Source organism: Amycolatopsis balhimycina FH 1894, from assembly GCF_000384295.1.
Taxonomy (GTDB): Bacteria; Actinomycetota; Actinomycetes; order Mycobacteriales; family Pseudonocardiaceae; genus Amycolatopsis; species Amycolatopsis balhimycina.
Genome location: NZ_KB913037.1, coordinates 8,816,347 through 8,840,706, shown reverse-complemented (window position 1 = coordinate 8,840,706; position 24,360 = coordinate 8,816,347). Strand labels below are relative to the sequence as shown.

Below are 24,360 nucleotides of genomic sequence, written 5' to 3'. Positions count from 1 at the left end.
AGAAGAGCTGCGGGCGCCCCGAGGACCCGGGACTCATCCAAGCGAGCCGAGCAGGGCCGTGAGAGCCGCCTTCTCGTCGGCAGGCTGGGGGCTGGTGGCCCGAAGCTCGCGCAGCACCTTGTCGATTTTGCCGTCGATTTCGGTCCACGAGGCTCGATCCTTGGGCTTCAGCCGGGCCTCGGCCTCGTCCCACTGGCTCTCGAGGTCGTCGACCCGGCTCGTCGCGCCGGACTGGTTGCCGGCGTTGAGCAGGTCGAGCGTGTCCTGGGTGATCTTCCGGAAGGCCGAGAGGTCACCCAGCGGCGTGACGTGAGCGACCGGGCCGCCGCCACTCGCGTTCGGTGCGGCGACCGGAGCAGGGTCCGCCGAGTCCTGTAGCGCGGACTTCCTCACGCTATAGCCGGTGGCCCCGGCGATCAGCACCAGCGCGAGCACCACCACGGTCTGCCACAGGCCACCTCGCTCCCGCGAAGCACTGGCCGGCGCCGCTGGCGTGAGGTCAGGCTTCGCGACCGACAGATAGAGAACGGTACCGAGGATGGCCGCCGCGAAGATCACGCTGGTCACGGTCGTCCCCAGACCGAGGCCGCCCGCATCCGGCGGCTGTGCGAGGTAGTCGCCGAGCGACGCGCCGAGCGGACGAGTCAGGACGTAGATGCACCAGAAGGCCAGCACCGGGTGGAGCCCGAGCCGCCACCCGATCGCGAGCAGGGCGATCAAGGCGGCCACGATGGCGCCCGTTGCGAGGTAGCCCAGGCCCAGCACCTCGGCCATGAGGTCGCCGGTCGCCGTACCGAGTGCGAAGGTGAACAGGATCGCCAGCCAGTAGAACGCCTCCCGACGCCAGGTGACGATGGAATGGATGGACAAGGTCTTCTCGGTGCCGTACCACGCGAGGAAGGTCACCGCGAGGAGAACGCCGAAGAGCAGGGTGCTCGTCTCTAGCGGCACGCCTGCGGCGTCCGTGAGGTTGTCGGTGACCAACGTGCCGAAGACGCTCACGAGCGCCACCGTCAGCCAATAGACGCCCGGCACGTAGCGCTTCGTCGCGAACTGGACGGCCAGTGTCACGGCCAGCAGGACGCCGGTGATGACGGAGACGCCGGTCAAGCCGAGGTTCAGGTTGACGTTGAGGAAGTCGGCCGCCGATTCGCCGACCGTCGTGCAGAGCACCTTGACGATCCAGAAATAGACCGTGATTTCCGGCACTTTGTTGAGCAGCTGGCGATGCGGCTGAAGAACACGTTGTGAGGTCATGGACTCTTTCCTGGTCCGTCCACCGCGGTGGCGGAAAGGGCGGGCGGGCACGTGCCGGTGAGGTGTGCCGGGACCCGGCAAAGCACCGTTGCCGAGTGGGGGGAATCTCGGCAACGGGCGCGAGGTCCCGTCACGGCTTGCCACGCTAGGGGTAACCGAATTAGTGATCACTTGCACGAGAGCAAAAGGACGGTTAAATGGACTCAGCCGTCTTATGGTTCACCCTTCCGGGTAACGTCCGACTCGTCCTGGTTGTGCGTTCTGCGGCGAATGCGTCGCAGCGTTCATCCGGAATTCGTTTCGGTGTGCCCTGGCCGCCGTGTGCCCGGCTTGGAATGCCTTCGGCCCCCACACCGGCCGCCCGTAGTCGAAGGAGAGATCCGTGCCGAGTACTCGATCGAGAACCGCCGCGCTGGCCGTGGTCGCAGCGGCCACCGTCGCCGTGACCGCGCCGCCCGCGTCCGCCGGTGATCGCTCCACCCACGTCCTGCTCATCTCGGTCGACGGGATGCACCAGTCGGACCTCACCCGCTACACCACCACCCACCCGGGCTCGACGCTGGCCGCCCTTCTCGGCCACGGCACCGAGTACACCCACGCACGCACCCCCGTGCCGTCGGACTCCTTCCCCGGGCTCCTCGCCCAGGTCACCGGCGGTGGGCCCGCGACGACCGGGGTCTACTACGACGCGACCTACAACCGTGCTCTCCTCCCGGCCGGCACGACCTCCTGCGTCGGCGCACGGCCCGGAACGGCGGTGAACTACACCGAAGACCTCGACCGAACGAAGAACGCCATCGACGCGGGCCAGGGTCTGCCCGGCCTGCCCGGCAACGTCCTCGCCATGACCGGAGCACCGCAATCGCTCCTCGACCCGGCCCGTCTTCCCGTCGATCCGCGGACCTGCACGCCCGTCTACCCCCATCAGTACCTCCAGGTCAACACCGTGTTCGAGGTCGCCCGCCAAGCCGGCCTGCGCACCGCGTGGGCCGACAAGCACCCCGCGTACGAAATCCTCGACGGGCCGACGGGTACCGGCGTGCAGGACCTGTTCACCCCGGAGATCAACAGCCTGGTCCCCGGCACGACCGGCGACTGGACCACCGACAACGCCGCGACCCAGCGCTACGACTCCTACAAGGTCCGCGCGGTGCTCAACGAAATCGGCGGATATGACCACAGCGGCGCCCACCGGGTGAGTACGCCGGCCATCTTCGGACTCAACTTCCAATCCGTGTCCACAGCGCAGAAACTGCCGCTCTCCGGTGGCCGCACCGGCGGCTACCTGCCCGGAGACGGTGGCCCGGGTCCGGTTCTGAGTTCGGCGCTGGACTTCGTCGACCAGCAGCTCGGCGCCATCACCGCCGAACTGAAGCGACGTCACCTCGACCGCAGCACGACCATCGTGCTCTCGGCCAAGCACGGCCAGTCGCCGACCGCCCCGTCCGCCCTGACCAGGATCGACGACGGCGCCCTGCTCGACGGTCTCAACGGCGCGTGGCGCGCCGCCCACCCCGGCGCGGCCGACCTCGTGACCCTGGCCACCGACGACGACGCCATGGTGCTGTGGCTGACCGATCGTTCCACCGTCGCGACGACGTTCGCGAAGAACTACCTGCTGACCCGGTCCGGGCTCGGCAACGACATCTCCGGAGCGCCGAAGCCGTTCGTCCACTCCGGACTCGACCGGGCCTACTCGGGCGATGACGCTGCCCGCTACTTCCACGCCCGGCCCGGTGACCCGCGGGTGCCCGACCTCGTTGGCATCGCGCAGTACGGCGTCGTCTACACCGGCGGCACCAAGAAGATCGCCGAACACGGCGGTGCCGCGGCCGACGACCGCGACGTCCCGCTGGTGATCACCGGACCCGGCCGCCCCCACGCGGTCGCCACCCCCGTCGGCACCACGCAGATCGCGCCGACCATCCTGCGGCTGCTGGGCCTGCGGCCGGACGCGCTGCAAGCCGTGCGCATCGAAGGCACCGAGGTCCTTCCCCGGTAGCGTCCGCCCGGCCGGGTTCGTCCCCGGCCGGGCGGCCGTTCAGGTCAGGGATTGAGGACGCCGGTCACCAGCAGACCCAGCAGCGCGACACCGACGACGACCCGGTAGACCACGAAAGCCGTGAACGTGTGCCCCGCCACGAACTTCAGCAGCCACGCGATGGACGCGTAGGCCACGACGAACGACACCACCGTCCCGACCAGCAACGGCAGTACGTCCACCCCGCCACCGACCGCGTCCTTCAGCTCGTACACACCGGCGCCGGTCAGCGCGGGAATGGACAGGAAGAACGACAACCGGGTCGCCGCGACGCGATCCAGCCCCCGCAGCAGCCCCGTCGAAATAGTGGCTCCGGATCGGGAGAAACCGGGGAACAAGAGGGCGAGGATCTGCGACGAACCGACCAGCATCGCGTCCGGCAGCGTCGTCTCGGCCTCCCGGCGCTCGCCCGTGCCGAACCGGTCGGCGGCCCACATGACGGCGCTGCCGGCGATCAGCGATCCGGCGACCACCCATAGGGAAGCCAGCGGTCCCTTGATCAGCGGCTGGAAGAGCAGGCCCGCCACGACGATCGGCACCGTGGCGAAGATGACCCACCACGCGAACTTGTAGTCGTGTTCCTGCCGCGCCTCCGGCCGCACCAGCCCACGGCCCCACGCCGCGGCGAACCGGATGATGTCCCGGAAGAAATAGACCAGCACTGCCGCGATGGCGCCGACCTGGATCACCGCGGTGAAGCCCACCACCGCCTGGTCGTCCACCGGGATGCCGAGGAATCCCTCGGCGATCTTCAGGTGCCCGGTCGAGGAGACCGGCAGGAACTCGGTCAGCCCTTCGACGACTCCCAGGATGACGGCCTGGCCGATGTCGATCACGCTCAACAGTCTTTTCCTTCGCTACCGGCGGAATCGGGGCGCGCCGAACAGTAGCGACCAGCCTCACCGGCGGGGCGAACCGCCCCGCCGGTTGACTGTCCGTTTGCTTTCGTCACGAGTGCGACACCACCGCCGCCGACACGCTTTCACGCTCACGAGTCCGTCGCATCCGAGAGGCGACCAACCCCAACGCCGTCCCGCCCAGCAAGAGCGCGGCGATCGCGAGCCACCCGGTGTATGCGGTCAGCGGTGACCAGGAGTAGACGGGCTGCCGGGCGAAAACCGCGGCAGGCGGGACAGTCCAGTCAAGGGTCGCCGTCGCCGGGACGAGACCGGGCCGCACCGCCGTCACCGTGATCGTCCACGGGCCACCGGTCGCGAGGTCGTCGGTCGCCAGCAGGTAGGAGCTGGGTCCGGCCGGGCTTGCCGTGCGGCTCGCCACCGTCCCGTCCGGGCGTAGACCCGGACTGTCGAGGTCGTCATCAGCTGCGCCACATCGAAGACAGCCTGTTCCAGGGTGCGGTTACCGTAGCCGCGAGACGCGGGCGGCCGCGTCGGCGTTTCAACCGCCGCAGCCCCCTCCCCCTCCACCGCCGCCACAGGAGCTGCCGCCGCCGCAGCCCCCACCGCCGGAGGAACTGCCACCGTAGAAGCCGGCGAACCCACCACCGGCGGCACCCGAGAACCGGCCTCGGCCGCTGTAAGTGCGTGCCGTCGAACGCTGCATGGCGCGCGTGACTGCCAGCCGGACATCCTTGTCGGGGTGCCCGGCAAGGCCGCCTGAGGCGACCGAACCCGCCGGGCTGGCGACGAGTGTCCCGGCCCGGCGTGCCTCTTCGGCGGCCGCCCGGCCGGCGGAAGTGGCTGTGGCCTGCGGTTCGTTCCGCGCTTTGACCGTGCTGGCGATCGCCGCGACCGTGCCGAGGGCCGCCAGCCCGAGCAGGTATCCCACCGGGTGCCCGGCGCTCGACCCGGCGAGCAGCCGGACCAGGCCGAGGACGATCAGCAGCCAGGCCGCCACCGCTGCGGACACCCAAATCGATCGGACTTTCCGCGGGTCGGCGAGCAGGCCACGGGCGATCAGCCCGGCCTCCAGCTCCGCCACCGCAGGCTGGTCCCCGACCGTGTGGCGGATCCAATCGACCGAGGCGCCGCGCGTGCCGGTCTTCCCCACGGCCGCGCGGCCCAGATCGTCGGACGCTGTGCCCGTGACGCGCGAGAGCCGTCCGGTGCCATCGAGCCGGACGACCTGCTGCTCCAGCAGCCGCGCGAGGACGACCTCGCCGACGCGCGGGCGGCCGCCGGTCAGCAACGCGAGCTCTTCCGCCGTCTCGGGCGCGCCGCCCGCGCGGCCGCGCCGCAGCAGCCGGAGGCGCACCGCGGCGGACAGCGCCGGCAGGACCAGCAGGCCAAGGTAGAGGCCCGCGAAAACCGGGCCGGGAATGCCCCAGGTGTCGGTCATGACTCCGCCCTCCTCGTCCGTGTGCGGAGACCACGTTCGAGGACGAGTGGCAGGTTGCTCCCTTGAGGAGGATTTAGGACTCGAGTACCAGGTTCAGCGAAAGCGAGTTGCTAGCGAATCGAGTTGATGCAGTACCGCCGATCGGTCGAGACGAGACCGAACTGACCATCTTCTCCGCGAGGTCACTCGCCGAAATCGGGCGATGTGGCCGACCAGCAGTGATCAGCCGTTGGTGGCGCGCTATTCAGAGATGACGCCGTGGACTGTGCCGACGGACAGCCTGTCTGCTGGAGGGGGGCCAGGTCGGCAACGCATCGGCAAGCTCGACACCGAGTATGACCAGCTCAGCCGGCGCCTGGACAGGGGGTAACGGAACGCTTCACTCCTGCGACTTGCTGACTATGAAATCCCTGCCGGGTGAGTGGTCTCGTGCGATCTACCCGTACGGACTGCTGTGCGGGTTCCTGATGTCGGTGTCGGCGTATCCGATGCGGCACTGGGACGCACCGGTCCCGATGATCGTTGTCGTGCTGTTCGTCCCGTGCTACATCGGGGCGGCGTTCCTGGCCGGACGGCGCGGTGGCCTCGCGTCGGCCGTGACGACCGGCGCGGTGACCGCGCTGACTGGCCACGTCGTGGTGTTCCTGCTGACAGCGCTCTACAAACTCATCAACGCGACGTGGCTGGTCGCGCTGCAGTGGTTGGGACTAGCGGCGTTCTCGGCGCTGCTCACGGCGGCCATCGGCGCAGGAGCAGGCCTGGCGGGCGGCATGATCGCCAAGGCCATCAAGCCGATCCAGTCGTGAACCGCCCAACGGTACGGCTCCATGGTCCTGACCGATGACTATGACTGTGGTGGCTTCGTCCTCGGCTCTGGCCACGTAGAGGATCCCGTAACGCTTACCCACCGACTGCGGTTCTATGGGACCAGCACTCTGTGGGCACGGCGGCGGGAGCGTCGGCGCACCGCGACAATCCGCCTCCTTCAAACAGCGCTTTTCCGCCGGTGATCCAGGTGATGGGTGACGCCGCGATTTTGCTGAGCACGCCAACACTTCGGCCAGGCCCCGCTCGAGGTGAATGTCGCCGTCGATCGGGCCGAGCCGCCTGTGGCGCTGATCCGCGCCGATCTCACCGAGGGCGACGGTGCTGCTCGACCTAGACGCGCGCCGGCGCCCACGTGACCCACGTCTCGGGCAACGGGAACGCTGTGCCATTGGGGCTTTCCCGACCTGTCTCTGAGGTTTCACACGTCGTCGGTCCGCGGGACGTCCTTGCGGGTGATCGAGAGATACCCGACGAGCGCGAGAATCGCCACCAGCAGGGCGAGGCTGACCGGTCCCGTGCCGAGGTCCAGTCCACCGCGTCCGGTGGACACGCCCATCCAGTCCGCGAACGACGCGCCTAGTGGGCGGGTGAGGACGTAGGCGACCCAGAAGGCAAAGACGGCGTTGAGGCCGAGCCACCGGCGAGCCAGCGGCGGCAGCGCGATCAGCACTGCGAAGGCCACTCCCGACCCGAGATATCCGAGGTGCAGGGTCGTCGCCGTCAGGTCTCCCGCGGCGGTGCCGAGCGCGAAGGTGGTGACGACCGCGAGCCAGTAGAACAGTTCCCGGCGGAATGTGGTGATGCTGTGGATCACCAGCGTCTTCTCGGTCGCGTACCAAAGCCCGAAAACCGCAGCCAGCGCGACGGCGAAGAATACAGTCGACACGGCGTACGGAATACCGAAACCGACATGCAGGACATCGGCTGCCATCGTGCCGAAAACACTCACCAACACCACAGCCGCCCAATACAGCCACGGGACGTAGGACCGGGTCCGGAACTGCACAGCCAACACGATCCCGAGTGCGCATCCGGCCAAGCCGACCGCGATCACCGGATCCATCAGATGGGCCAGGAAGTCCGACGTGGTCTCCCCCATGCCGGTCGTCAGGACCTTGACGACCCAAAAGTACATCGTCACTTCGGGAACCTTGACGGCCATACGGCGCGGAGCCGTCCGGGAATCGCCGAGCCGGATCTGACCAGTTGTCATGGCGGAAATCTTGACACACGACCGAATCGGCGCATCGGCGACCTCGACCGTTTCCGCAATCCGCCATTTGCCGAGTATGCCGGATTTTTCGCACGGAGAGTTTGCCAGGGGAAACCGTGGGTTAACCTTTCGACGCGCGTCCGGTTGGCGTCCACATCGGACGCCGACCGGTGCGCCGGGGCCTACTTGCTCGCTTGGACGAACTGGTTGGTGTAGGTCTTGGTGAGATCGATGGCCTTGCCCTTGACGTCGGGGTTGAACGCCTGCAGCACCTTGAGGTTGGTGGGCGGCCCGGTCGGCGGCATGATGCCGGTCGGGTTGTAGATGCCCTTCTCGTTGTCGAAGGCCTTGATGTAGGCGTCCTTGCCCGAGCCGGCGTAGTAGTCCGCCGGCATCGTGGCGGCCACGTCGGCGCCGGTGTGGGTCTGGATCCACTTCAGGGTCTCGACGTAGGCGTTGACCAGCTTCTGGACGGTTTCGGGGTGCTTCGACACGTAGTCCGTGGTCATGTACAGCGACGTCGCCGGGTACTCGCCGCCGAGTTGCTTGGCCGTCCCGTCCGCGGTGCGCATGTCGAGCAGGATGTAGGCCGTGCCGGTCGCCATCAGGGTGGACACCGTCGGCTCGGTCGTCATCGCGCAGTCGACGTTACCGTGCTGCATCGCGCCGATCAGGGTCGAGCCGGACTGCACCCCGATGCGGTGGATGCCCGCCGGGTCGACGCCGTTCTTCTGCGCCAGGTACTGGGTGAGGAAGTCGGTGGAGGACCCGATGTCGGTGACGCCGAGGTTCTTCCCGGCCCAGTCGGCCGGGGACTTGATCTTGTCCTTCACCTCGTTGCGGCAGAGCTCGACCTCGCCGGGGGTGGTCAGCATCGACACCACGGACTCCATCTGCTGCCCGAGGCCCTGCATGGCGATGGTGTGGTCGTAGAAGCCGCCGACGCCGTCGACCTTGCCGGCCACCATGTTCGTGGTGGCGTCGACGCCGGCACCTTCGTCCTGCAGCGTGACGTTGAGCCCCTGCTGCTGGTAGTAGCCGAGCCGTTGGGCGAGCATGAAGGGCAGGTAGATCTGCTTGTTCAGGCCGCCGACCATGATGCTCACCTTGGTACCGCTGCCGCCGGAGCTGCTGGTTCCGGCGTTCTGCGTGGCGGTGGACGCGCACCCGGACAGGCTGATCGCGGCGATGGCCGCCAGCGCGGCCCACGTCTTCTTGGACACGGAGGATCTCCTTTGATCGTTGTCAGAGTTCGGGGCCGGCGAGTTGCGCGGGGCGCCACCGCAGGAGGCGATGTTCGAGCCGGGTGATGAGCCATTCCGCGAGCAGGGCGACGATGCCCATGATCACCATGGCCGCCCACACGCCGTTGGCGTCGAAGGTGCCCTGGGCGTTCTTGATCAGCACGCCGAGCCCGGCGTAGCCGCCGAGGAACTCACCGACGATCGCGCCGATCAGCGCGAAGCCGAAGCTGACGTGCAGGCTCGCGATGATCCAGGTGAACGCCGAGGGCAGCACGACCTGCCGGGTGACCTGCCAGCGGGACGCACCGAGGATGCTGGCGTTGGCGACGAAGTTGCGGTCCACCTCGCGGGTGCCCTGGAAGGCGTTGAAGAACACGCCGAAGAACACCAGCACGATGACCAGCAGGATCTTCGACTCCAGCCCGAGCCCGAAGGCGAGCACGAACACCGACCCCAGCACGATCCGCGGGATCGCGTTGAGCACTTTGATGAACGGGCCGAAAACGTCGGCGAGGAACCGGATCCGACCCAGCGCGATGCCGCACACGATGCCCAGTGCCGTCCCGATCGCGAAACCGATCAACGCTTCCTGCAGGGTCGTCAGGATCTGATCACCGAGCGAGCCGATCGCGGTGCCTTCGGTGATCCAGGTCTTCAGCCGGTCCACGATGCCCGACGGGACGCCGTAAAGGATGATGCCGCGCTGGTCGCCCTGGACGAGCAGCTGCCAGCCGCCGAGCACGACGACCAGCACGGCGGCCTGGGTCAGGTGCACCAGGGCCTGCCGCCGGCGGCGGCGCGCTCGATGTGCCCCTTCCACGTCGGCCACCGGCGGAGCGCCGCTGACCGGTAGTTCGGTGGGTGCGCTCATCACGATGCCTCCTTCTCGCCGAGGCTGGTGCTCTGGGAGTAGGCGGCGTCCACTTCGGCGCGCAGTGCCTCCCAGATCTGGTGGTAGAGATCGGCGAAGCGCCGTTCGAACCGGATCTCCTGAACCACGCGCGGCCGGGGCAGGTCGATGGGGAAGCGGGCCTTGACCGTGGCCGCGGGGCCCGCGGTGAGCACCACCACGGTGTCCGCGAGCGCGATGGCCTCCTCGAGGTCGTGGGTCACGAACACCACGGCCGGCCGGGTCAGGTCCCACAGGGACAGCAGCTCGTCGGACATCTTCGCCCGTGTCTGCACGTCGAGGGCGGAGAATGGCTCGTCCATCAGCAGGATCTCCGGTTCGTTGATGAGGTTCTGCGCGAGCGCGACCCGCTTGCGCATCCCGCCGGAGAGCTGGTGCGGGTAGCGGTCCTCGAACCCGGCCAGCCCGACGCGGCGGATCCAGTCGCGGGCGTCGGCCAGCGCGACCCGCTTGGCCACACCACGGAACCGGGGGCCGGCGGACACGTTGTCCAGCACGGTCTTCCACGGCAGGATCGCGTCGGTCTGGAACATGAAGCCGACGCCGGGGGTGATGCCGGCGACCCGCCGGCCGTGCACCGTGACCGAGCCGGCCGACGGTCGCTCCAAACCGGACACCAGGGTCAGCGTGGTGGACTTGCCGCACCCGGTCGGGCCGACGATGGCGCAGAACTCGCCGGGCGCGACCCGGAGGTCGAGGTCTCGCAACGCCGTATAGGGCGTCCCGCGGTCGGTGGTGAACTGCTTGGTCACCCCCGACAGTTCGATCGCCGTGTCCCCCGGCTTCGCTGCATGCACGATGAGTTCCTTCCGTTCCGGCCGTCGTCGGAGCAGGACGCTAAAACGGCGGCAGGCACGGCAAAACGTTGTGCGCATTACCGGCGGTGGTGTGCGTTTACCGGGTTTTAGCTCGTTTAGTTCACACCGATCCGGACGATCGGGAGCTTTCGGCTGCGCAAGCTTGGCACCGCGGGGATCGCGTGGTGTCATGCGAAGCGCCCCTACGACCAGCGGCAGAGCGGAGCGGCCATGCGGCGCACACGGCCCCTGGCGTCACAGATCCTGCTCGCCGTGCTGGGCATCCTCGTCGTGACCGTGTCCGCGGGAGCACTGCTCTACGTCAAGATGACGGGCGACACCCTGGACCGGCAGTACGAACAGCGCGCGTTGGGCATCGCCGCGACCGTCGCGCAGATGCAGCCGGTTCGTGACGCACTGGCGGAGGGCGACCCCGGGCATGCGATCCAGGCGATCGCCGAACAGGTCCGCCACAGCACCGCCGCGGCTTACGTCGTCGTGACCGACCGCTCGGGGATCCGCTTCTCGCACCCGAACCTGTCCCTCATCGGACAGCGCCTTGAAGAGCCGGTCGCGGCGCTGGACGGCCAGGGCCACGTCGGCATCGACAACGGCAGCCTGTGCCGATCCGCCAACGGGAAAGCGCCCCTGCGCGGAGCTGACGGCACCATCGTCGGCCAGGTCTCCGTCGGGATCTGCGAGGAGCAGGTCACCAGCCAGCTCGTGCAGCAGACTTCCGACGTCGTCCTCTACTCGGCCGTCGCCCTGGCCATCGGCGTCATCGCGTCCTGGCTGCTGGCCCGCAGCCTCAAACGCGCGACCTTTGGCCTGGAGCTCGCGGAGATCGCGACGCTGCTGCAGGAGCGGGAGGCGATGCTGCACGGCATCCGGGAAGGCGTGATCGGCGTCGACGCCGGCGGCGGGGTGAGCGTGATCAACGACGAGGCACGCCGGCTGCTGGGGATCTCCGCCGCCGCCCAGGGCCAGCCGGTCGCCGATCTGCTCCCACCCGGCCGCGCCCGCGACGTGCTGGCCGGCCGGACCTCCGGCGCCGATGACGTCGTACTCACCGACGAGTACCTGCTGTTGGTGAACCGGATGCCGGTCGTGCTGGCCGGGCGCCACGCCGGACATGTGATCACCTTGCGCGACCACACTGAGCTCGAAGGCCTCGTCCGCGAGCTGCACGCGCTGACCGGGCTGACCACGGCACTGCGGGCCCAGGAACACGAGTTCAACAACCGGCTGCACATCCTGTCCGGCCTGCTCGGCCTCGGCGAGCTCGAGGAGGCGAACCGGTTCCTCGCGGAGATCTCCGCCGCGTCCCTGGCGCAGGCCAACGACCTTCGCGCGCGGATCGCGCCGGCCGAGCTCGCCGCACTGATGCTGGCGAAGGTCACGATCGCCGCCGAGCGCGACGTCCGGCTCACTGTGACCCCCGACTCGCACCTCGACCACCCGGCCACCGAGGCACAGACGCTGCTCACCGTGCTGGGCAACCTGATCGACAACGCCGTCGAGGCCACCGCCGGCGGCCCAGAGCCACGCGCAGTGACCGTCCACGTGTCCGACGCGGGCGAGGACATCCACATCGTCGTGACCGACACCGGGCCCGGCATCCCCCACGACGCACTACGCGAAATCTTCGTCGACGGGTACTCCACGAAGACCGCGCGCGGCGGGATGCCCCGCGGACTCGGGCTCGCGCTGGTGCACCGGCTGGTGCGCCGGGCGGGCGGCGTCATTGACGTCACCCCCGGCCCGGGCGGACGCTTCGAGGTCCACCTGCCCAAACCCGAACCCGGCGCGCCACGCGCGCTCGAGCCCGCCACCCCGGGGGTGACCCGATGATCAGGACACTCGTCGTGGACGACGACTACCGCGTGGCGAAGATCCACGCGGCCGGCATCGACCGGGTCCCCGGCTTCACCTGCGTCGGGCAGGCACACACCGCGGCCGAAGCCCGCCAGGCGGTCGCCCAGCTGCGGCCGGAGCTGCTGCTGCTCGACATCTACCTGCCCGACGAGGACGGCCTGGCGATCCTGCGCGGGCTCAATTCCGCCGACGGCACCGGCCCGGACTGCATCGTCATCACCGCGGCCCGCGACCTGGACACCGTGCGCACCGCGATGCACCTCGGCGCGGTCTATTACCTGGTCAAGCCGTTCGGGTTCCCCCAGCTGCGCGACCAGCTCGACGCCTACCGGCGCTGGCGCCAGCAGACCAGCGGCAGCGGCGACGCCGACCAGGCCACCGTCGACGCGCTGTATAACCTGCTCCGGGGCCCCGCCACCAAACCGGCGACGACGCCACCACTGCCCCCGACCATGCGGAAGATCCTCGACACCATCCGCTCCTCACCGCGCCCGATCGGGGCGAGCGCCCTCGCCGCACAGCTGGGCGTGAGCCGGCCGACGGCACAGCGGTACCTCACCGAACTACACCGGCGAGGAGCGATTCAGCTCCACCTCGAATACGGCCGCGCAGGACGACCGGTGCACCACTACACCTCCGCCCTCGGCACGCCGTAACGGATCAGGCTTCAGCGCCCTTTCTGCACAACGCCACCGAGGGCTTCGGCATCGTCGCCCCACTCACTGGCAGCCGCCCGTCCTAGGGCTACCTCGCGCTGCTCGGCCTCATCGGCGGCGGCCCCACCTTGCTGGGCACCCTCGTCGGGCAGGCCTTCGTCGACGACACCGTCTCGATCGCCTTCCTCGGCCTGGCCGCCGGCTCGATCCTGTACGTCGTGATCGAACTGCCTCGGTGGCCCGCAAGGCCAACCTCAAGACCATCACCACCTGGGGCCTGTTCTTCGGTCTGTTCCTCGGTTTCGCCACCGACGCGGTCATCACCGCCGCCGGGGCGTGAGACTCAGCCGGCTCGCTCGTCCGTGCCGACCAGCCGGGACATCCGCCCGGCGCGCCCCCGCACGACGAGAGGCGAGTGACCGTTGCCCTGGACGTCGAGATCGCGGCCGCCCTGGCCCCGGTCTACGAGGCGATGAAGGCCATCCCGCCACCGGTACCCGGCGACTGGCGCGGCCGGCGCGAGCTGTTCGGCGCGGCCATCGCCGCGCAGGCGGTCCCTGCTGCTGGTCCCCGACGGCGTCGTCGTCACGTCGTGCGCGGCGTCGATGTGCTCGGTGACCTCGTCCGAGAGGACGATCAACGCCCGTGGACACCTCGATCGCCGGCAGCTCGGGCAGTTCCGCCCGAGCTGCCGCCACCACGGCGGCGGCGACGTCGAGGTCGATCGCGTCCGCGCCGACCGCGGTCGGCGCGGACGCGACCCAGTAACCCGATTCGTGGCCGCCGAACAGCGTCGCCCAAGCCGACCAGGCGAAGGACGCCAGCACTCCGAGCGAGACCAGGGTGTCCATGCTTGACGATCGGTGCCGCAGGTTCCGCAGTGCCGCACGGTGGAACAACAGCGCTGCCCAGAACACCACCGGGACCGCCAGCGCGCGAAGCACAGCAGCTGCCAGCCCGGGAACCGTAGCGACGGGACCAGCGCCAAAGTGATCGACAGGTTGCCTAGCGGCACGGCCAAGGACGGCGGCGACGGTCAGCCTGCGACGCAGGCCGCGCACCGGGCCAGGGTGAGGTCTTCGTCGTTCTCGCCGCGGACGCGGGCGCCGTACCCTGCCTTACGGATGCGCTCGACCAGCACCTCGTTGCTGAGCTCGGCGGGGATCTGAACGCTGGCGCGCTCGGTCGGGTAGTTGACCGACGCTACTCCCTGATCAAGTCGTAGCGCTCCGAAACATGGCCAAATGGGTGGTCTTTTACGGCGCCGGTCACCGGCTCAATGTCTCACGATCCGAGCGTCTGGGGCCTCTGACGATCGTGAGGCCCGCGCCGTGAGCAGCCGCAGCGCCACAAAGCCGTTGTCTCATGAGACAACGAAATCTGGAGAACACCTGCGGCGCGGTCAGACTCCGGCGTGGGTCGCCAGCGCGGGAAGCGTTGCCGGGGTCCGGCCGGGGGTATCGAGCATGACGGTGATCAGGTCCCGGACTGACGGCCGCTGAAGTTCCTGCGGCGCGCAGGTGAAGGCCCGGTTCAGCGCGCTGGTGGCCTGGTCGAGGTTGCCGTGGGCGTTCCACGCTCGTGCGCCGTCGACGTAGGCGCGTGCCCGGCGTTCGGCGGTGGGCAGTTGGCCGGGCTCCACGGAGTCGAAGTAGCTGAGGGCCGTCGCGGTGTCGCCGAGAGCGGTGTGAATGCCGATGCGGTAGACCGCGACGGTCGTCTCGCTGAACTGGGCGCTGCCGCCCCCGGCGGTGGCGGTTCCGGGCAGCCGGCGGGCGGCGTGCTCGGCTTCCTCGATGAGCCCGATGGCCTGGGCGGTGTTGCCGTTCTGGGCAGCGGCGTAGCTGGCCGTACACAGCAGCGATCCGTAGGTCGCCAGCAGCGGCGCCCGCGGGTCGCCGTGGTCGGCTTCGAGGTCGAGCGCGGTCTTGGTAAGCATGGTGATCGCGCCGTTCAGCCCGGCCTCGCGGTCGATCCGCTCCGGCGCGTCGAGGGCGTGGCGGCGCATCGAGATGGCGATCGCGCGTGAGCTGGCCGCGATCGTGAGCGGGTCCCCGCTGGCTTCGGCGGCCGCGTGGGACCGGTCGGCGGCGACACGCGCGACGGTGTCGCGGTGCCGTTTGGTGGCCAGTTCCGAGCCGAGCAGGTAGGCGCGGGCCAAGGCCGCGGACATCCGCTCCCGCAGCTGGCCGGCGGCGGAGTCGCGGCTGGCGTGAGCGGCGGCGATCAGCCGGGGCAGCGCGCTGGTGAGTTCGCTGTACTCGCACCGCTCGAAGGCGTGCTGCGCCTGGCCCAGCGCGTGGTGGAGGGTCATCAGAGGCACGGGCGTCGCGGGCAGCTGTGACTTCGTGAGCAGCAGTGCTTCCAGCGATTCCTCGCTGGATGCTGCGCGGGCCGTGCCGGGCAGAACGCCGGCGATCGTGAAGCCGGCCAGTCCTGCGAGAACCTGTCGTCGCCGCATTGCCTCGTCACCGCCCTGTCCGCTGCCCGAGCTCGTTGCGCGGACAGTAACGGTCCGGGCACGGTCGTGCTCTTCTGCCGCGCCGGTCACGACCGGGGCCAGTCCGAACAGGTGCGGCGGGATCGCGAGGACCTCGGACAGGGTGCGCAGGTAGTGGACGTCGCTGAGCGTGCGCTGACCGGTTTCCATCCGGGAGAGGGTGCTCACCGACAGGTGGCATGGGACGGCGACCTGCGCCAACGTCCAGTGCCGAGCCTCCCGTACGGCTCGGGCCAGCATGCCGTAGCGGCCTTCGGCGGCGGCGCGTAAGACCTCGGGCGACGTCCAGAACGGGTGCAGAGCGTCCATCGCAACCCCCTCACCGATCATCCCTCATCAGACACCCTGAGCGACAGCCTGAGGTTGCGTGTTGCGGTTTGACAGTTCGCAAATCGGCCTCGAGCTCCTCGATCGCAGAGGACACCGCGGGCTCGGGATAGGCGAAGCGGGCGGCGAGAGCACCCACCGCAATCCCCCACATCCGGGCCGACAGCTCGGGCGATCGTCATAGCAGCCCAGCCGCTCGCAAGCTTCGAGATCGGGCGTCTCATGTAACGTTGAGCCCCGCCTAGAGCGACGAGGGGTAGTGCAGATGGCTGGGTGGTACGCGCGTTTGGCCGATGTGCCTCGGATTCAGTTCCAGGGAAGTCCGGGCGTTGACCGTGCCCGTCTCCCCGAGGCGAACGTCCGTCCGACCTCGGGATACGCCGGCACCTTGATGTGGCCTCACCCCGACGGCACCACCTCGGCATCTCCCGCACATCAACGCGCATTCACTGATGCGGCACCCGACGACGTGGAGGGGCTGGCGCAGTGGGTCTGGGAGGGTCTTGAGATCCCGGGAACACCTTCCGACTACCACTTCTTGCTTCAAGGAGCCGTGCAGACACTGTGGTCGTGGCGTCGGGATCAGCCCGACGGACTTCAATTCGTCGAGGTCTTCAGTTACGTTGATCTTGCATTGATCGAGGCGGTCCCGGAGGCCGCGATGATCGATGCCGCGAACCCTTCACGAGGGTTCCTGCGCATCGTCACGATGGAGAGGTTGCTGGTACTGCTCGAGCGAGAGGGTGCTTTTCGCGAGGCTATGGCCTTGTGTCGACGGGTCGAACGATTCGGGGAGCAGTACTGCAGCGACGGTCTCGCAAGCAAGATCGACTCACTCGACCGGGAACGCCTGTGAATAACTCGAGGCTCGTCGATCTGGTCGCTGGTCAATCCTTTCTTGAGGACGCCTTTGTTCGATGGGTGTTGGCCTCAGCTGCAACGCGGGACATCGCTCGACACATTGTTCCGCAGCATAAAGTGAATGTCGAAGATCATCAGTATCGTTTGGACTTCCTCTTACAGGGAGCCACGAGACGCGTCGCCGTGGAACTCGACGGCTACGAGTTCCACAGCGACAAGAAGGCGTTCGTATATGACCGGATTCGACAGAATGACTTGACCGGGCTGGGCTACACTGTCCTTCGTTTCTCCTACGACGCGATTCGCAGTCACACAGCTCGGTGCGTATCCCAGCTACAGGCGGTTCTCCGTAGCGACTCTGCGCTCGCCGCGTATGTTGTCAAGGATCCGATCGTTCCGGTGCCAGACGATATGGACGGCAACGCACTGTGGCTGGCCACCCCGGCATCACGCAGGCCCAGCGCTCAGGTCAGCTACTTTGAATCCGTCCGGAAGCGGTTTGACATGCGCCCACTGCGCGACTGTCAGCGCGAAGCAATGGTGGCTCTAGCAAACTACTATCGCCGCGGCGGCCTCAACGCCGCGTGCGTAATGTCGGTCGGTGCCGGCAAGACCGCGTTGGGAGTGGCTTCCGCCCTGGCTTTCGCCCGTACACGATCACTGGTCATCACACCAGGTCGAGTCATTCGGGGCACGTTTGCCACGGCGCTGGATCCCGGAACAGCCGGCAACGTCCTGTACACCCTCCGCGGAGGCGCACTCATTCCAGGTTGCCGCGCCCCGAAGACAAAGATCCTCGACAGTAGCGAGGGCTCGATCCGATCAGTGACCAGAGAGGCGCTGCTCGATGCAGAAGTGATCGTCACCAACTTCCACTCGATCAACGCTGCCAGCGACCGCGAAGACCTGTTGGAGAAACTTCGTCCCGACGATATCGACCTCATCGTCATCGACGAGGCTCACATGGCGGCAGCACACACATACCAACGACTACTCACACATTTCCCGAAAGCTCGACGGCTTCTGATGTCCGCCTGCTTCAGCAGAGCCGACGGAAAAAAGATCTCCGCCGACGTGGTCTATCGATACAGGCTTATTGATTCCGTCGCAGATGGGCACGCCAAACACCTGCGCGCACACAGGTTTACACCGCAGGTGGAACAAACTCGCTACGAGATCTTGTGGCCGAACGGCAAACGCGAGGACATCGTCGGCAAAGAAGCACTGCTCAGCGTCATGGAAGACGAGAGCAGGCTCGCTCGCATCACGGCCACGTCCGAGGAACCCATCAACCATGTCATGCAGATAGTCCGACAATGCCTTGCTCTCCAGACACACAGACTTTCGCCAGTACGACCCCGAGTGCTGTTCTCAGCTCTTGGACAGCGCCACGCAGAACAGATCTCACGAATCGCCAACAGCCACGGTATTGCCTGCGCCTCCTTGCACCACTCGATGGGCGATGCGGCAATCGCAGCCACGCGAACGCGATTCGAACACGAATCAGGCAGCCTCCAAGCTATCGTCCAACTCAAGATGCTCGGCCAAGGTTACGACCTGCCCGCGATCAGCATCGTCGTTCCGATGCGTCCCTACGGCAGCTTCGGTGAGTTCTACCAGTTCGTAGGCCGCGGCATCCGAATCATCCATCATCCACAGCTCACGGCAAGTCAACAGCAACATCTCGACCTGATCTATCACGGGGAGCTTGGGCTCGACGACCACCTGGAGACCCTTCGTGTCGAGAACGACATGGATCCTCATCCCGCCGATGACGACGCCTTCGGTGATCCGCCTGTACCGGACAGAACCGACGGCGGACGGGGTGGCGTACACGTCCCCGATGCGGTAGTCCTGGCCGAGTACGGCGACAGTCACCAGCAGCTACTGCATGGCATCGATCGGGTCGAGGCACGCCGCGAGGAACGAGAACTCAACGCACTGGCGCAAAAGTATGCAGCCTATGCGGCAACTACGCCCAACCCTCGTTCGTTCGATGACTTCGTCGCAGTTGTCCGGAGCACCCATGGCTGACGCCGAGTTCCCCGCCGCCTTAGTCGGCTCAACTCCCGAGCAGTTCCTCCTTCTTGAGGGTGAGAACAGCCACGCGGGGGGTCAGTTCGCTGAACTTGACCGTCTTGCTGCGAGCTTCATCGAAACAGCGCTATCTGGCCGCACGCTGATCAGCATCTCCCAGGGAACTCGGGGGACCAAGAACAGTGACCGCATCGCGCTGGCAACCGCAGTCAGCGACCGCGGCTTTGTTGACCGAACCTTCGCGCTGGCTGACCAGCGAGCACGCGGCGCGTGGTTCCTACCGGACACCCTGTCGCTGAAAGCCACGAGCGTTAACCTCGCCGCGCACATCCGCCAACACCCATGGCATGCGATGACGCTCGCCCATGAAGACGTCGCTCGCACGCGCCTCTCCGAGAGTTCGGACGCGCTGGTCACCTGGTCGTTGTTGATCCCACTCTTCGACGCATTGCTGGCGCCGATCAATGAACGTGCACACGGCTCCACAAAGACGGGCGACGAACAGAAAGAGCGATGGGCCGAAATATTCAATTCATACAGGCGCCTCGGAATCGACATCGGACCGGCCATCTCGACATTCGCCTACCAATGCAACTGGAGCAACCTCGACCGATCTGGTCAAGTACACGCGCGTTTGTCGCTTCTCGACGCGATCAGTCGCCACGACCCGCTGCAGCTCGCGAGCCGTTTTCGGGCCGACCGCATGCGACTGTTGATAGAAGCGACAATGAAGAAGGCCCGCCGCGGCACACCCTTGGCCCGGCAAGTGCTCGTCAAATCTTTGCAGCCAGTACTCGCAGCGTACTTTGGCGGCGATTGGCTTGTTTTCCTCGACTACCTCCAATTGAAGCCCAATCCAAACGAAGAAGTCATTGCTGCACTCCCCTCACCTAAGCTGTACGTCAAAGGATCCAAGGCCGCATCAGTCGCGGCTGAGCGTGGAATTCCCGCAGATGACGTAAACGCGATGCTGGCCGCGTTCATGGGAGAAGCCACCCCGGTATCTCCAGTCGAGCAACGTGTCGCCGCCCTGTCCCACTGGTGGGCCGAATTCGATGCAATACACGCACGACAGACAATCAGCATGGGACCACTGTGGGGACTGGTCGAAGACGGGCCGTATTTCATTGGCGAAGGACAACATCTCCCCAGGCAACAGCTTTACAATCAACTCCTGCCTCCGAACTTAGTGACTGAAGTTAATCGACTCTGGGACGGCGTCATCCTACCCCGCTGGCCGCAGACAGTAGTCAGCGAGCCCTACCCGCACAAGCTTATGGCCGAGAGTCTTGGGCCGGCTGTCACCGTGTGGCACGGCATTGCTCTTACAGCCTGGTATGTATGCGAAGGCCCCTATTCGCGCACTAACCTGTCGAGTTTACGCGAATACCACGCTCCGCAGTTAGCAGCGCTGACTGAAGCCAACACGCCGATCCATCCCACACTCTTCGACGAGCTGCAGCGCGCCGAGCTGCGACTCGGGCCGCCACAAGACCTCGAGACACACATCCATGAGATCGAAACTGCAGGTGGGCGCATGGGGGTGAGAGTCAGCGGCGGAGGTCAGCGTCGCGAAGGATTCGACATCCTGCGTGACATAATCTCGCACCATCGCGTGGGCTGGACTCGTCGATATTTCCAGGAATACTTGGACCACCGATGGAACCATGAACTAAGCGGTGTCGCACGCGAACTGCATCGCTTTATCGCAGCCAAAGGAAAGCCCCCAACCTTTCGTCAGTTCGCGCGATTCGCCGCCACAGCGGCAAATCGATGGTTCAACGGTGATCTTGCCAAGCTCTACACCGCACTCGGAGAGAAAGCCCCGGAGACGACCCGCCGCATCGATCTCCTTCCGGTCGGAGCACACGAGTTCGTCAATGCGGTCTACAAGCAGCTGGGCGGGAGGCCTCATGACGAACAGCTTCGAATCACAGATCCTGACGCAGCTGACCGCTTTCACCAGTTGGCGAGACTTGCTGCGGCCAGCGTCTACTATGTACAGGTTTCAGAAGCGCTTGGCCGGGCTCCCACGCCGATAGAGTTCCGCGCCAATCGATACGAGTGGAACTGGTCTGAAGGGCTCGAAAATGGCTGGCCGATATATCGGCAGACAATTGAGCATGTCCGCACAGCGCGCACGACCTAACAACAAACTGCCCCTCAGGCAACCCGGCAACCTAATCGCCGATCGACATCTACACACGACAACGTCGAAAAGCCGAGCATTCAAAGGCCAGACAGCACCTCGAGTGGAGCCAGCGATGATGCTCGCACGTCGGCATCACAAAACGGAGGAGGAATCCAATCTGCGCATTAGTAGGCTTGCGAAAGCAAGTTGGTCAAATGCCTCATTCTCATCCATTTCTAAGTGCTGCTCATGGGCCCCCGGGTTCCGTAGCGCTTGCATACCACCCATAAACATGAATCGATAACCACTCTGGATGTTTCGCCCAGTCTCAGTTGTCAGATCAGCTAACGCGATGCGCGGTCCCTTGTCCGCGAAGACCTGCCCCATTAGCCGTTGGCCATCCTCGTCGATGGATGCCATCTTCTTGACACGATTACTGACTGCCTTCATCGCCTCAAAGACTGCACCCGCATGATAACCATCGAGGACATACTGCTCTGCGACCGACCCAATCTCGGGATGCAAGGCAGCAATTCGTGCATCTCGCAACATGGGCGAGCTTGCCATGAGCCCACTTGTTGGCTTATCGACAACAAGGCGTCCGTCTCGAACAAACCAGCCTTGTCGACCGAGTTGCTCAACAAGTGCCACCCTCAATTCCCTCGTCGGACCAGAGAGCAGGCCACCTTCAACCCACCTCCCCAGGAAACCGCGCAGGACACGTCGCCCCTCAGACCCAAGTTGTTGTTCCAGGCACGCGAAAACCTCCATGGGATCGCCGTGGTTGACGTTATCAGGGAGCGAGATTCGATCCGGTATTAGATTTGATTCACGGAGGAAAATCGCGATTTGTTCAGGACTGTACTCCGCCCTGATGGCCGCAGCTATACGTCCAAGGATCAGCTTGCTGATAGGCCGACCGTCATCTTCAGCCGGATCTGACAGATCATGGACGACCTGGCGCCCACGAGCCCTATCTTGCCCGGCCACGGTCAGAGCGAAATTGCGAATCAACTGGAGGTAGTAATGCGGCTCCGCGACCGCCGATGGAGCTCCGGCACCACCAGGTGCCACGAGGTCGAAAGTCAGGAGACCAGCGTCACGTGCGATTTGAACTTCCTGAATGAAGCCCCTCCACAGCCATTCGTCAGCAACCAGCGCTCCCGCAAGTTCCTCCATAAGTTGGAGGCCGCTGACCGCGTACACGGCCGCGCCGCACGCGCGCTCCTGATGACGATCAATCGCTTGCAAAATCTCGATGTTATCCCAACGTTTCACCGTCATCGCATTCCTTCAGGTCCTCAGCGACACCTGACCGTGTCAGCCGATGAAGTATAGCTTGCATGAGGCGGCATTCCTTCTGAGCACCCAAGTCCGTCCGCCCCTGAAACGACGACGGACGGAACGTTGGCGAGCAGAACTTTGCTGACGCGCCAGAAGCCGACACTGCCGCCCCTTCGTCCTCTCCGCGACGTCGCGCTCAGGCGAACAAGCGCCGGTTCGGATGCAGTCACTGTTCGAGAAGATTGACGAGTAACGCTGCCGGACGCATGCGGACGGAGGATAATTCTCTCTGACTTCGAGAGCAGAGTATTCCCGCGATCTCCTGGTCCTCAACCAATTCGGGCGGCAGGGGATTCGGAATGCAGGCTCCGCACTCGCTCGACAGCAGCCGCTTGGCTGATGTCGTACTGTAACTGATCCTTGTAGAAGTCGAGTCCTCACTCGGCCTGGCAGATCAGCTCGCGCCAGGTGGCGACCCACACTTCGTGGTTTTCGTTCTGCAGGCCGATCCCGAACCAGCAGCTTCTCGATCCGGCTCAGCACCGGGTCACGCGCTCGCGCAGCCCAGCCGGGTCGGGGTTCGCGTTGGGCGACCTCCGAGACGTGCCGGCGAGGGAGCAGGGCACGCCTCGACGAGCCCGCTAAGCCACGTGTGCGCGGGCGGCGAGCTGGTCGATGCCGGGAAGATTCGCCCCGCGGTGGGCGCGCAAGTCGTGGATGAGGTTGCGGGCGGTGGCGCGGGTGTGGACTTCGCCGGGTGCACGGAGTTCTGCTTCGCGCAAGGCGTTGTACGCAGGTCCGGGCCGGCCAAGCGCATGGTGGGCGAGGGCGAGGTCGACGAGGTAGCGGCCTTGGCGTTCGGTACTGGTGCCGGTCAGCGGCCCGGCGCTGCGGGCGTGTTGCAGCGCGGCGGCGGGGTCGCCGAGGACGTGCAGGGCGGACACCTTGTGACTGGTGATGTTGGCGGCGAGAGGGCCGCGCAGCGCGCGGTGCTCGTCGAGGCGGGCTGCGGTGCGGATGGCGTCACCGAGCAGGTCCAGGGCCAGGTCGCGGTTGCCGGCGCGGGCTGCTCCGTAGCCGGCGGTGCACATAAGCACGCCATGCAGCGCCAGGTGCTGCGGGGCGGCGCGACCACTGGTGTCGAGGTGCTCGGCGGCGGCCAGAACGAGGTCCTGGGCGCGGTCGTGCTGGCCGCCGCGGCGGCAGACGGATGCCTTGAGGCGTTCGGCTTCGGCCAGCAGCAGCGGGTCGCTGGTACGGGCGGCGGCTCGGGAGGCGCGGTCGGCGCTGATCCATTCGAGCCCGCCGGCCGGCAGCTTGATCAGCGCGCGGGTGATCAGCGCGTACACCTGCCCGACGACGTCATGGCCGGTGTCGGTGGCCGCTTGGGTCGCTTCGGCGGTGCGGGCGAGATGCGGCAGGTTGCGGGCGACGGTGAGGTAGTCGGCCCGGTCGAACGCAGCCCGCGCGGTGAACAGCTCGCGGCGGAGCACCACCACGGTCGATGGGGCGGCTGGCACGGCCGGGCCGAGCAGGACGGGCTCGAGCTGCTCGGCCAGCAGCGCCGCCGGGTCCGGTTCAGCGGCGCTCGCGGTCCCGGCGGCGAGGCCCGACCCGAGTAGCCCGCTGGCCATCAGGAATGTGCGGCGCCGCATGTCGTCCTCCTCGGCTTGGCTGGTGCTCACCCTAGGAGACCGGGGCGGAATGTGCTGGGAGGCGGCGCCGTCGTGTAGGCCGAACGCGTTGGCGGGCAGGTCGAGCAGCCTCGCGAGCCGACGAAGTGTTGCCGGATCGCGCAGCGCGCGCTGCCTGCCCTCGAAGCGGCAGATCAGGCTGGGGTGACAGCCGAACATTCCGGCCAGCTCCGTCTGGCTGAGCCTGGCACGAAGGCGGGCCAGGCGCAGGATAGCGGCGTGGTCACCTGTGGCGATCGCCGCGGCGAGGGCGGCGTCGTCGGTGTGGGTCGAGCGGTTCGGCATCGGGGCGCCTCGATTCCCAGCGGCAACACACTCAGGGTAGTCGGCCGATGACCTGGCGGCGTCAGCTGTGCCAAGTTGGCACAGCTGTGCCACTCCGGCACAAAGCCCTGCCGCAACCGCGA

General features: G+C 66.6%; 20 protein-coding genes. 8 read left to right on the top strand and 12 right to left on the bottom strand.

Annotated features, from left to right (window positions below; all coding sequences use genetic code 11):
- Positions 1–33 precede the first annotated feature (33 nt).
- A complete protein-coding gene (locus tag A3CE_RS0140740; protein WP_020645870.1) occupies positions 34–1,257 on the bottom strand; it encodes a COG4705 family protein in 1,224 nt (407 codons plus the stop codon).
- Positions 1,258–1,675: 418 nt separating this feature from the next.
- Between A3CE_RS0140740 and A3CE_RS0140735 the strand changes: the two genes are divergently transcribed.
- Positions 1,676–3,259 (top strand): alkaline phosphatase family protein, encoded by a 1,584-nt coding sequence (locus tag A3CE_RS0140735; protein ID WP_020645869.1) that lies wholly within the window; start codon positions 1,676–1,678, stop codon positions 3,257–3,259.
- A gap of 44 nt (positions 3,260–3,303) precedes the next feature.
- Here A3CE_RS0140735 and A3CE_RS0140730 read toward each other — a convergent pair whose 3' ends face one another.
- The 3 genes from A3CE_RS0140730 to A3CE_RS0140720 all read right to left on the bottom strand — a co-directional run bounded on the left by A3CE_RS0140730 (position 3,304) and on the right by A3CE_RS0140720 (position 5,596).
- Positions 3,304–4,134, bottom strand: coding sequence for an undecaprenyl-diphosphate phosphatase (locus A3CE_RS0140730; RefSeq protein ID WP_245589838.1), 831 nt, complete (start codon positions 4,132–4,134; stop codon positions 3,304–3,306).
- Positions 4,135–4,246: 112 nt separating this feature from the next.
- Positions 4,247–4,576, bottom strand: a complete 330-nt coding sequence (locus A3CE_RS0140725) for a hypothetical protein (protein WP_020645867.1) — start codon at positions 4,574–4,576, stop codon at positions 4,247–4,249.
- Between the two features lie 120 nt (positions 4,577–4,696).
- Positions 4,697–5,596 (bottom strand): TIGR04222 domain-containing membrane protein, encoded by a 900-nt coding sequence (locus A3CE_RS0140720; protein ID WP_020645866.1) that lies wholly within the window; start codon positions 5,594–5,596, stop codon positions 4,697–4,699.
- 392 nt (positions 5,597–5,988) lie between these two features.
- Here A3CE_RS0140720 and A3CE_RS0140715 point away from each other — a divergent pair, with 392 nt between their 5' ends.
- Positions 5,989–6,402 carry a hypothetical protein gene (locus A3CE_RS0140715; protein WP_125592377.1) on the top strand — a complete coding sequence of 138 codons (414 nt, stop codon included), beginning with the start codon at positions 5,989–5,991 and terminating at the stop codon, positions 6,400–6,402.
- Positions 6,403–6,842: 440 nt separating this feature from the next.
- On the opposite strand, the gene A3CE_RS0140710 is transcribed toward A3CE_RS0140715, so the two are convergent.
- The 4 genes from A3CE_RS0140710 to A3CE_RS0140695 form a co-directional block, all read right to left on the bottom strand.
- Positions 6,843–7,586 (bottom strand): COG4705 family protein, encoded by a 744-nt coding sequence (locus A3CE_RS0140710; protein WP_020645864.1) that lies wholly within the window; start codon positions 7,584–7,586, stop codon positions 6,843–6,845.
- A 233-nt stretch (positions 7,587–7,819) separates the two neighbouring features.
- On the bottom strand, positions 7,820–8,860 hold the full coding sequence (locus tag A3CE_RS0140705; RefSeq protein ID WP_026469339.1) for an ABC transporter substrate-binding protein: 1,041 nt from the start codon (positions 8,858–8,860) through the stop codon (positions 7,820–7,822).
- 22 nt (positions 8,861–8,882) lie between these two features.
- Positions 8,883–9,752, bottom strand: a complete 870-nt coding sequence (locus A3CE_RS0140700; protein WP_020645861.1) for an ABC transporter permease — start codon at positions 9,750–9,752, stop codon at positions 8,883–8,885.
- Complete coding sequence (locus tag A3CE_RS0140695) at positions 9,752–10,588, bottom strand: ABC transporter ATP-binding protein (RefSeq protein WP_020645860.1); 837 nt, start codon at positions 10,586–10,588, stop codon at positions 9,752–9,754. Before A3CE_RS0140695 ends, A3CE_RS0140700 begins: the two co-directional genes overlap by 1 nt.
- Positions 10,589–10,819: 231 nt before the next feature.
- On the opposite strand from A3CE_RS0140695, the gene A3CE_RS0140690 reads away from it, so the two are divergent.
- Positions 10,820–12,439 carry an ATP-binding protein gene (locus tag A3CE_RS0140690; protein WP_020645859.1) on the top strand — a complete coding sequence of 540 codons (1,620 nt, stop codon included), beginning with the start codon at positions 10,820–10,822 and terminating at the stop codon, positions 12,437–12,439.
- Positions 12,436–13,119, top strand: coding sequence for a response regulator (locus A3CE_RS0140685; protein WP_020645858.1), 684 nt, complete (start codon positions 12,436–12,438; stop codon positions 13,117–13,119). The genes A3CE_RS0140690 and A3CE_RS0140685 overlap by 4 nt, the downstream gene beginning before the upstream one ends.
- A gap of 343 nt (positions 13,120–13,462) precedes the next feature.
- Here the strand turns inward: A3CE_RS0140685 and A3CE_RS57560 are convergent, their stop codons facing one another.
- A complete protein-coding gene (locus A3CE_RS57560; protein ID WP_020645856.1) occupies positions 13,463–13,759 on the bottom strand; it encodes a hypothetical protein in 297 nt (98 codons plus the stop codon).
- 5 nt (positions 13,760–13,764) lie between these two features.
- Here A3CE_RS57560 and A3CE_RS59435 point away from each other — a divergent pair, with 5 nt between their 5' ends.
- Entirely contained in the window at positions 13,765–13,887 is a 123-nt protein-coding gene (locus tag A3CE_RS59435; protein WP_020645855.1) for a hypothetical protein, read from the top strand.
- A gap of 634 nt (positions 13,888–14,521) precedes the next feature.
- Here A3CE_RS59435 and A3CE_RS52310 read toward each other — a convergent pair.
- Complete coding sequence (locus tag A3CE_RS52310) at positions 14,522–15,928, bottom strand: helix-turn-helix domain-containing protein (RefSeq protein ID WP_020645853.1); 1,407 nt, start codon at positions 15,926–15,928, stop codon at positions 14,522–14,524.
- Between the two features lie 283 nt (positions 15,929–16,211).
- Between A3CE_RS52310 and A3CE_RS0140655 the strand changes: the two genes are divergently transcribed.
- Genes A3CE_RS0140655 through A3CE_RS56945 form a run of 3 tightly spaced genes read left to right on the top strand, consistent with a single transcriptional unit; the run spans position 16,212 to position 20,993 of the window.
- The gene (locus tag A3CE_RS0140655) at positions 16,212–16,802 is read left to right on the top strand and encodes a hypothetical protein (protein WP_026469338.1); all 591 of its coding nucleotides are present in this window, start codon (positions 16,212–16,214) and stop codon (positions 16,800–16,802) included.
- The gene (locus A3CE_RS55595; RefSeq protein ID WP_084641949.1) at positions 16,799–18,841 is read left to right on the top strand and encodes a DEAD/DEAH box helicase family protein; all 2,043 of its coding nucleotides are present in this window, start codon (positions 16,799–16,801) and stop codon (positions 18,839–18,841) included. Before A3CE_RS0140655 ends, A3CE_RS55595 begins: the two co-directional genes overlap by 4 nt.
- Positions 18,834–20,993 (top strand): stress protein, encoded by a 2,160-nt coding sequence (locus A3CE_RS56945; protein ID WP_125592379.1) that lies wholly within the window; start codon positions 18,834–18,836, stop codon positions 20,991–20,993. Before A3CE_RS55595 ends, A3CE_RS56945 begins: the two co-directional genes overlap by 8 nt.
- 135 nt (positions 20,994–21,128) lie before the next feature.
- Here A3CE_RS56945 and A3CE_RS55590 read toward each other — a convergent pair whose 3' ends face one another.
- Together A3CE_RS55590 and A3CE_RS0140635 are read right to left on the bottom strand one after the other, a co-directional pair.
- Positions 21,129–22,259: a TIGR02391 family protein gene (locus A3CE_RS55590; protein WP_084641947.1), complete on the bottom strand. Its 1,131-nt coding sequence runs from the start codon at positions 22,257–22,259 to the stop codon at positions 21,129–21,131.
- Positions 22,260–22,900: 641 nt separating this feature from the next.
- Positions 22,901–24,238, bottom strand: coding sequence for a helix-turn-helix domain-containing protein (locus tag A3CE_RS0140635; RefSeq protein WP_020645848.1), 1,338 nt, complete (start codon positions 24,236–24,238; stop codon positions 22,901–22,903).
- Between the last annotated feature and the right edge of the window lie 122 nt (positions 24,239–24,360).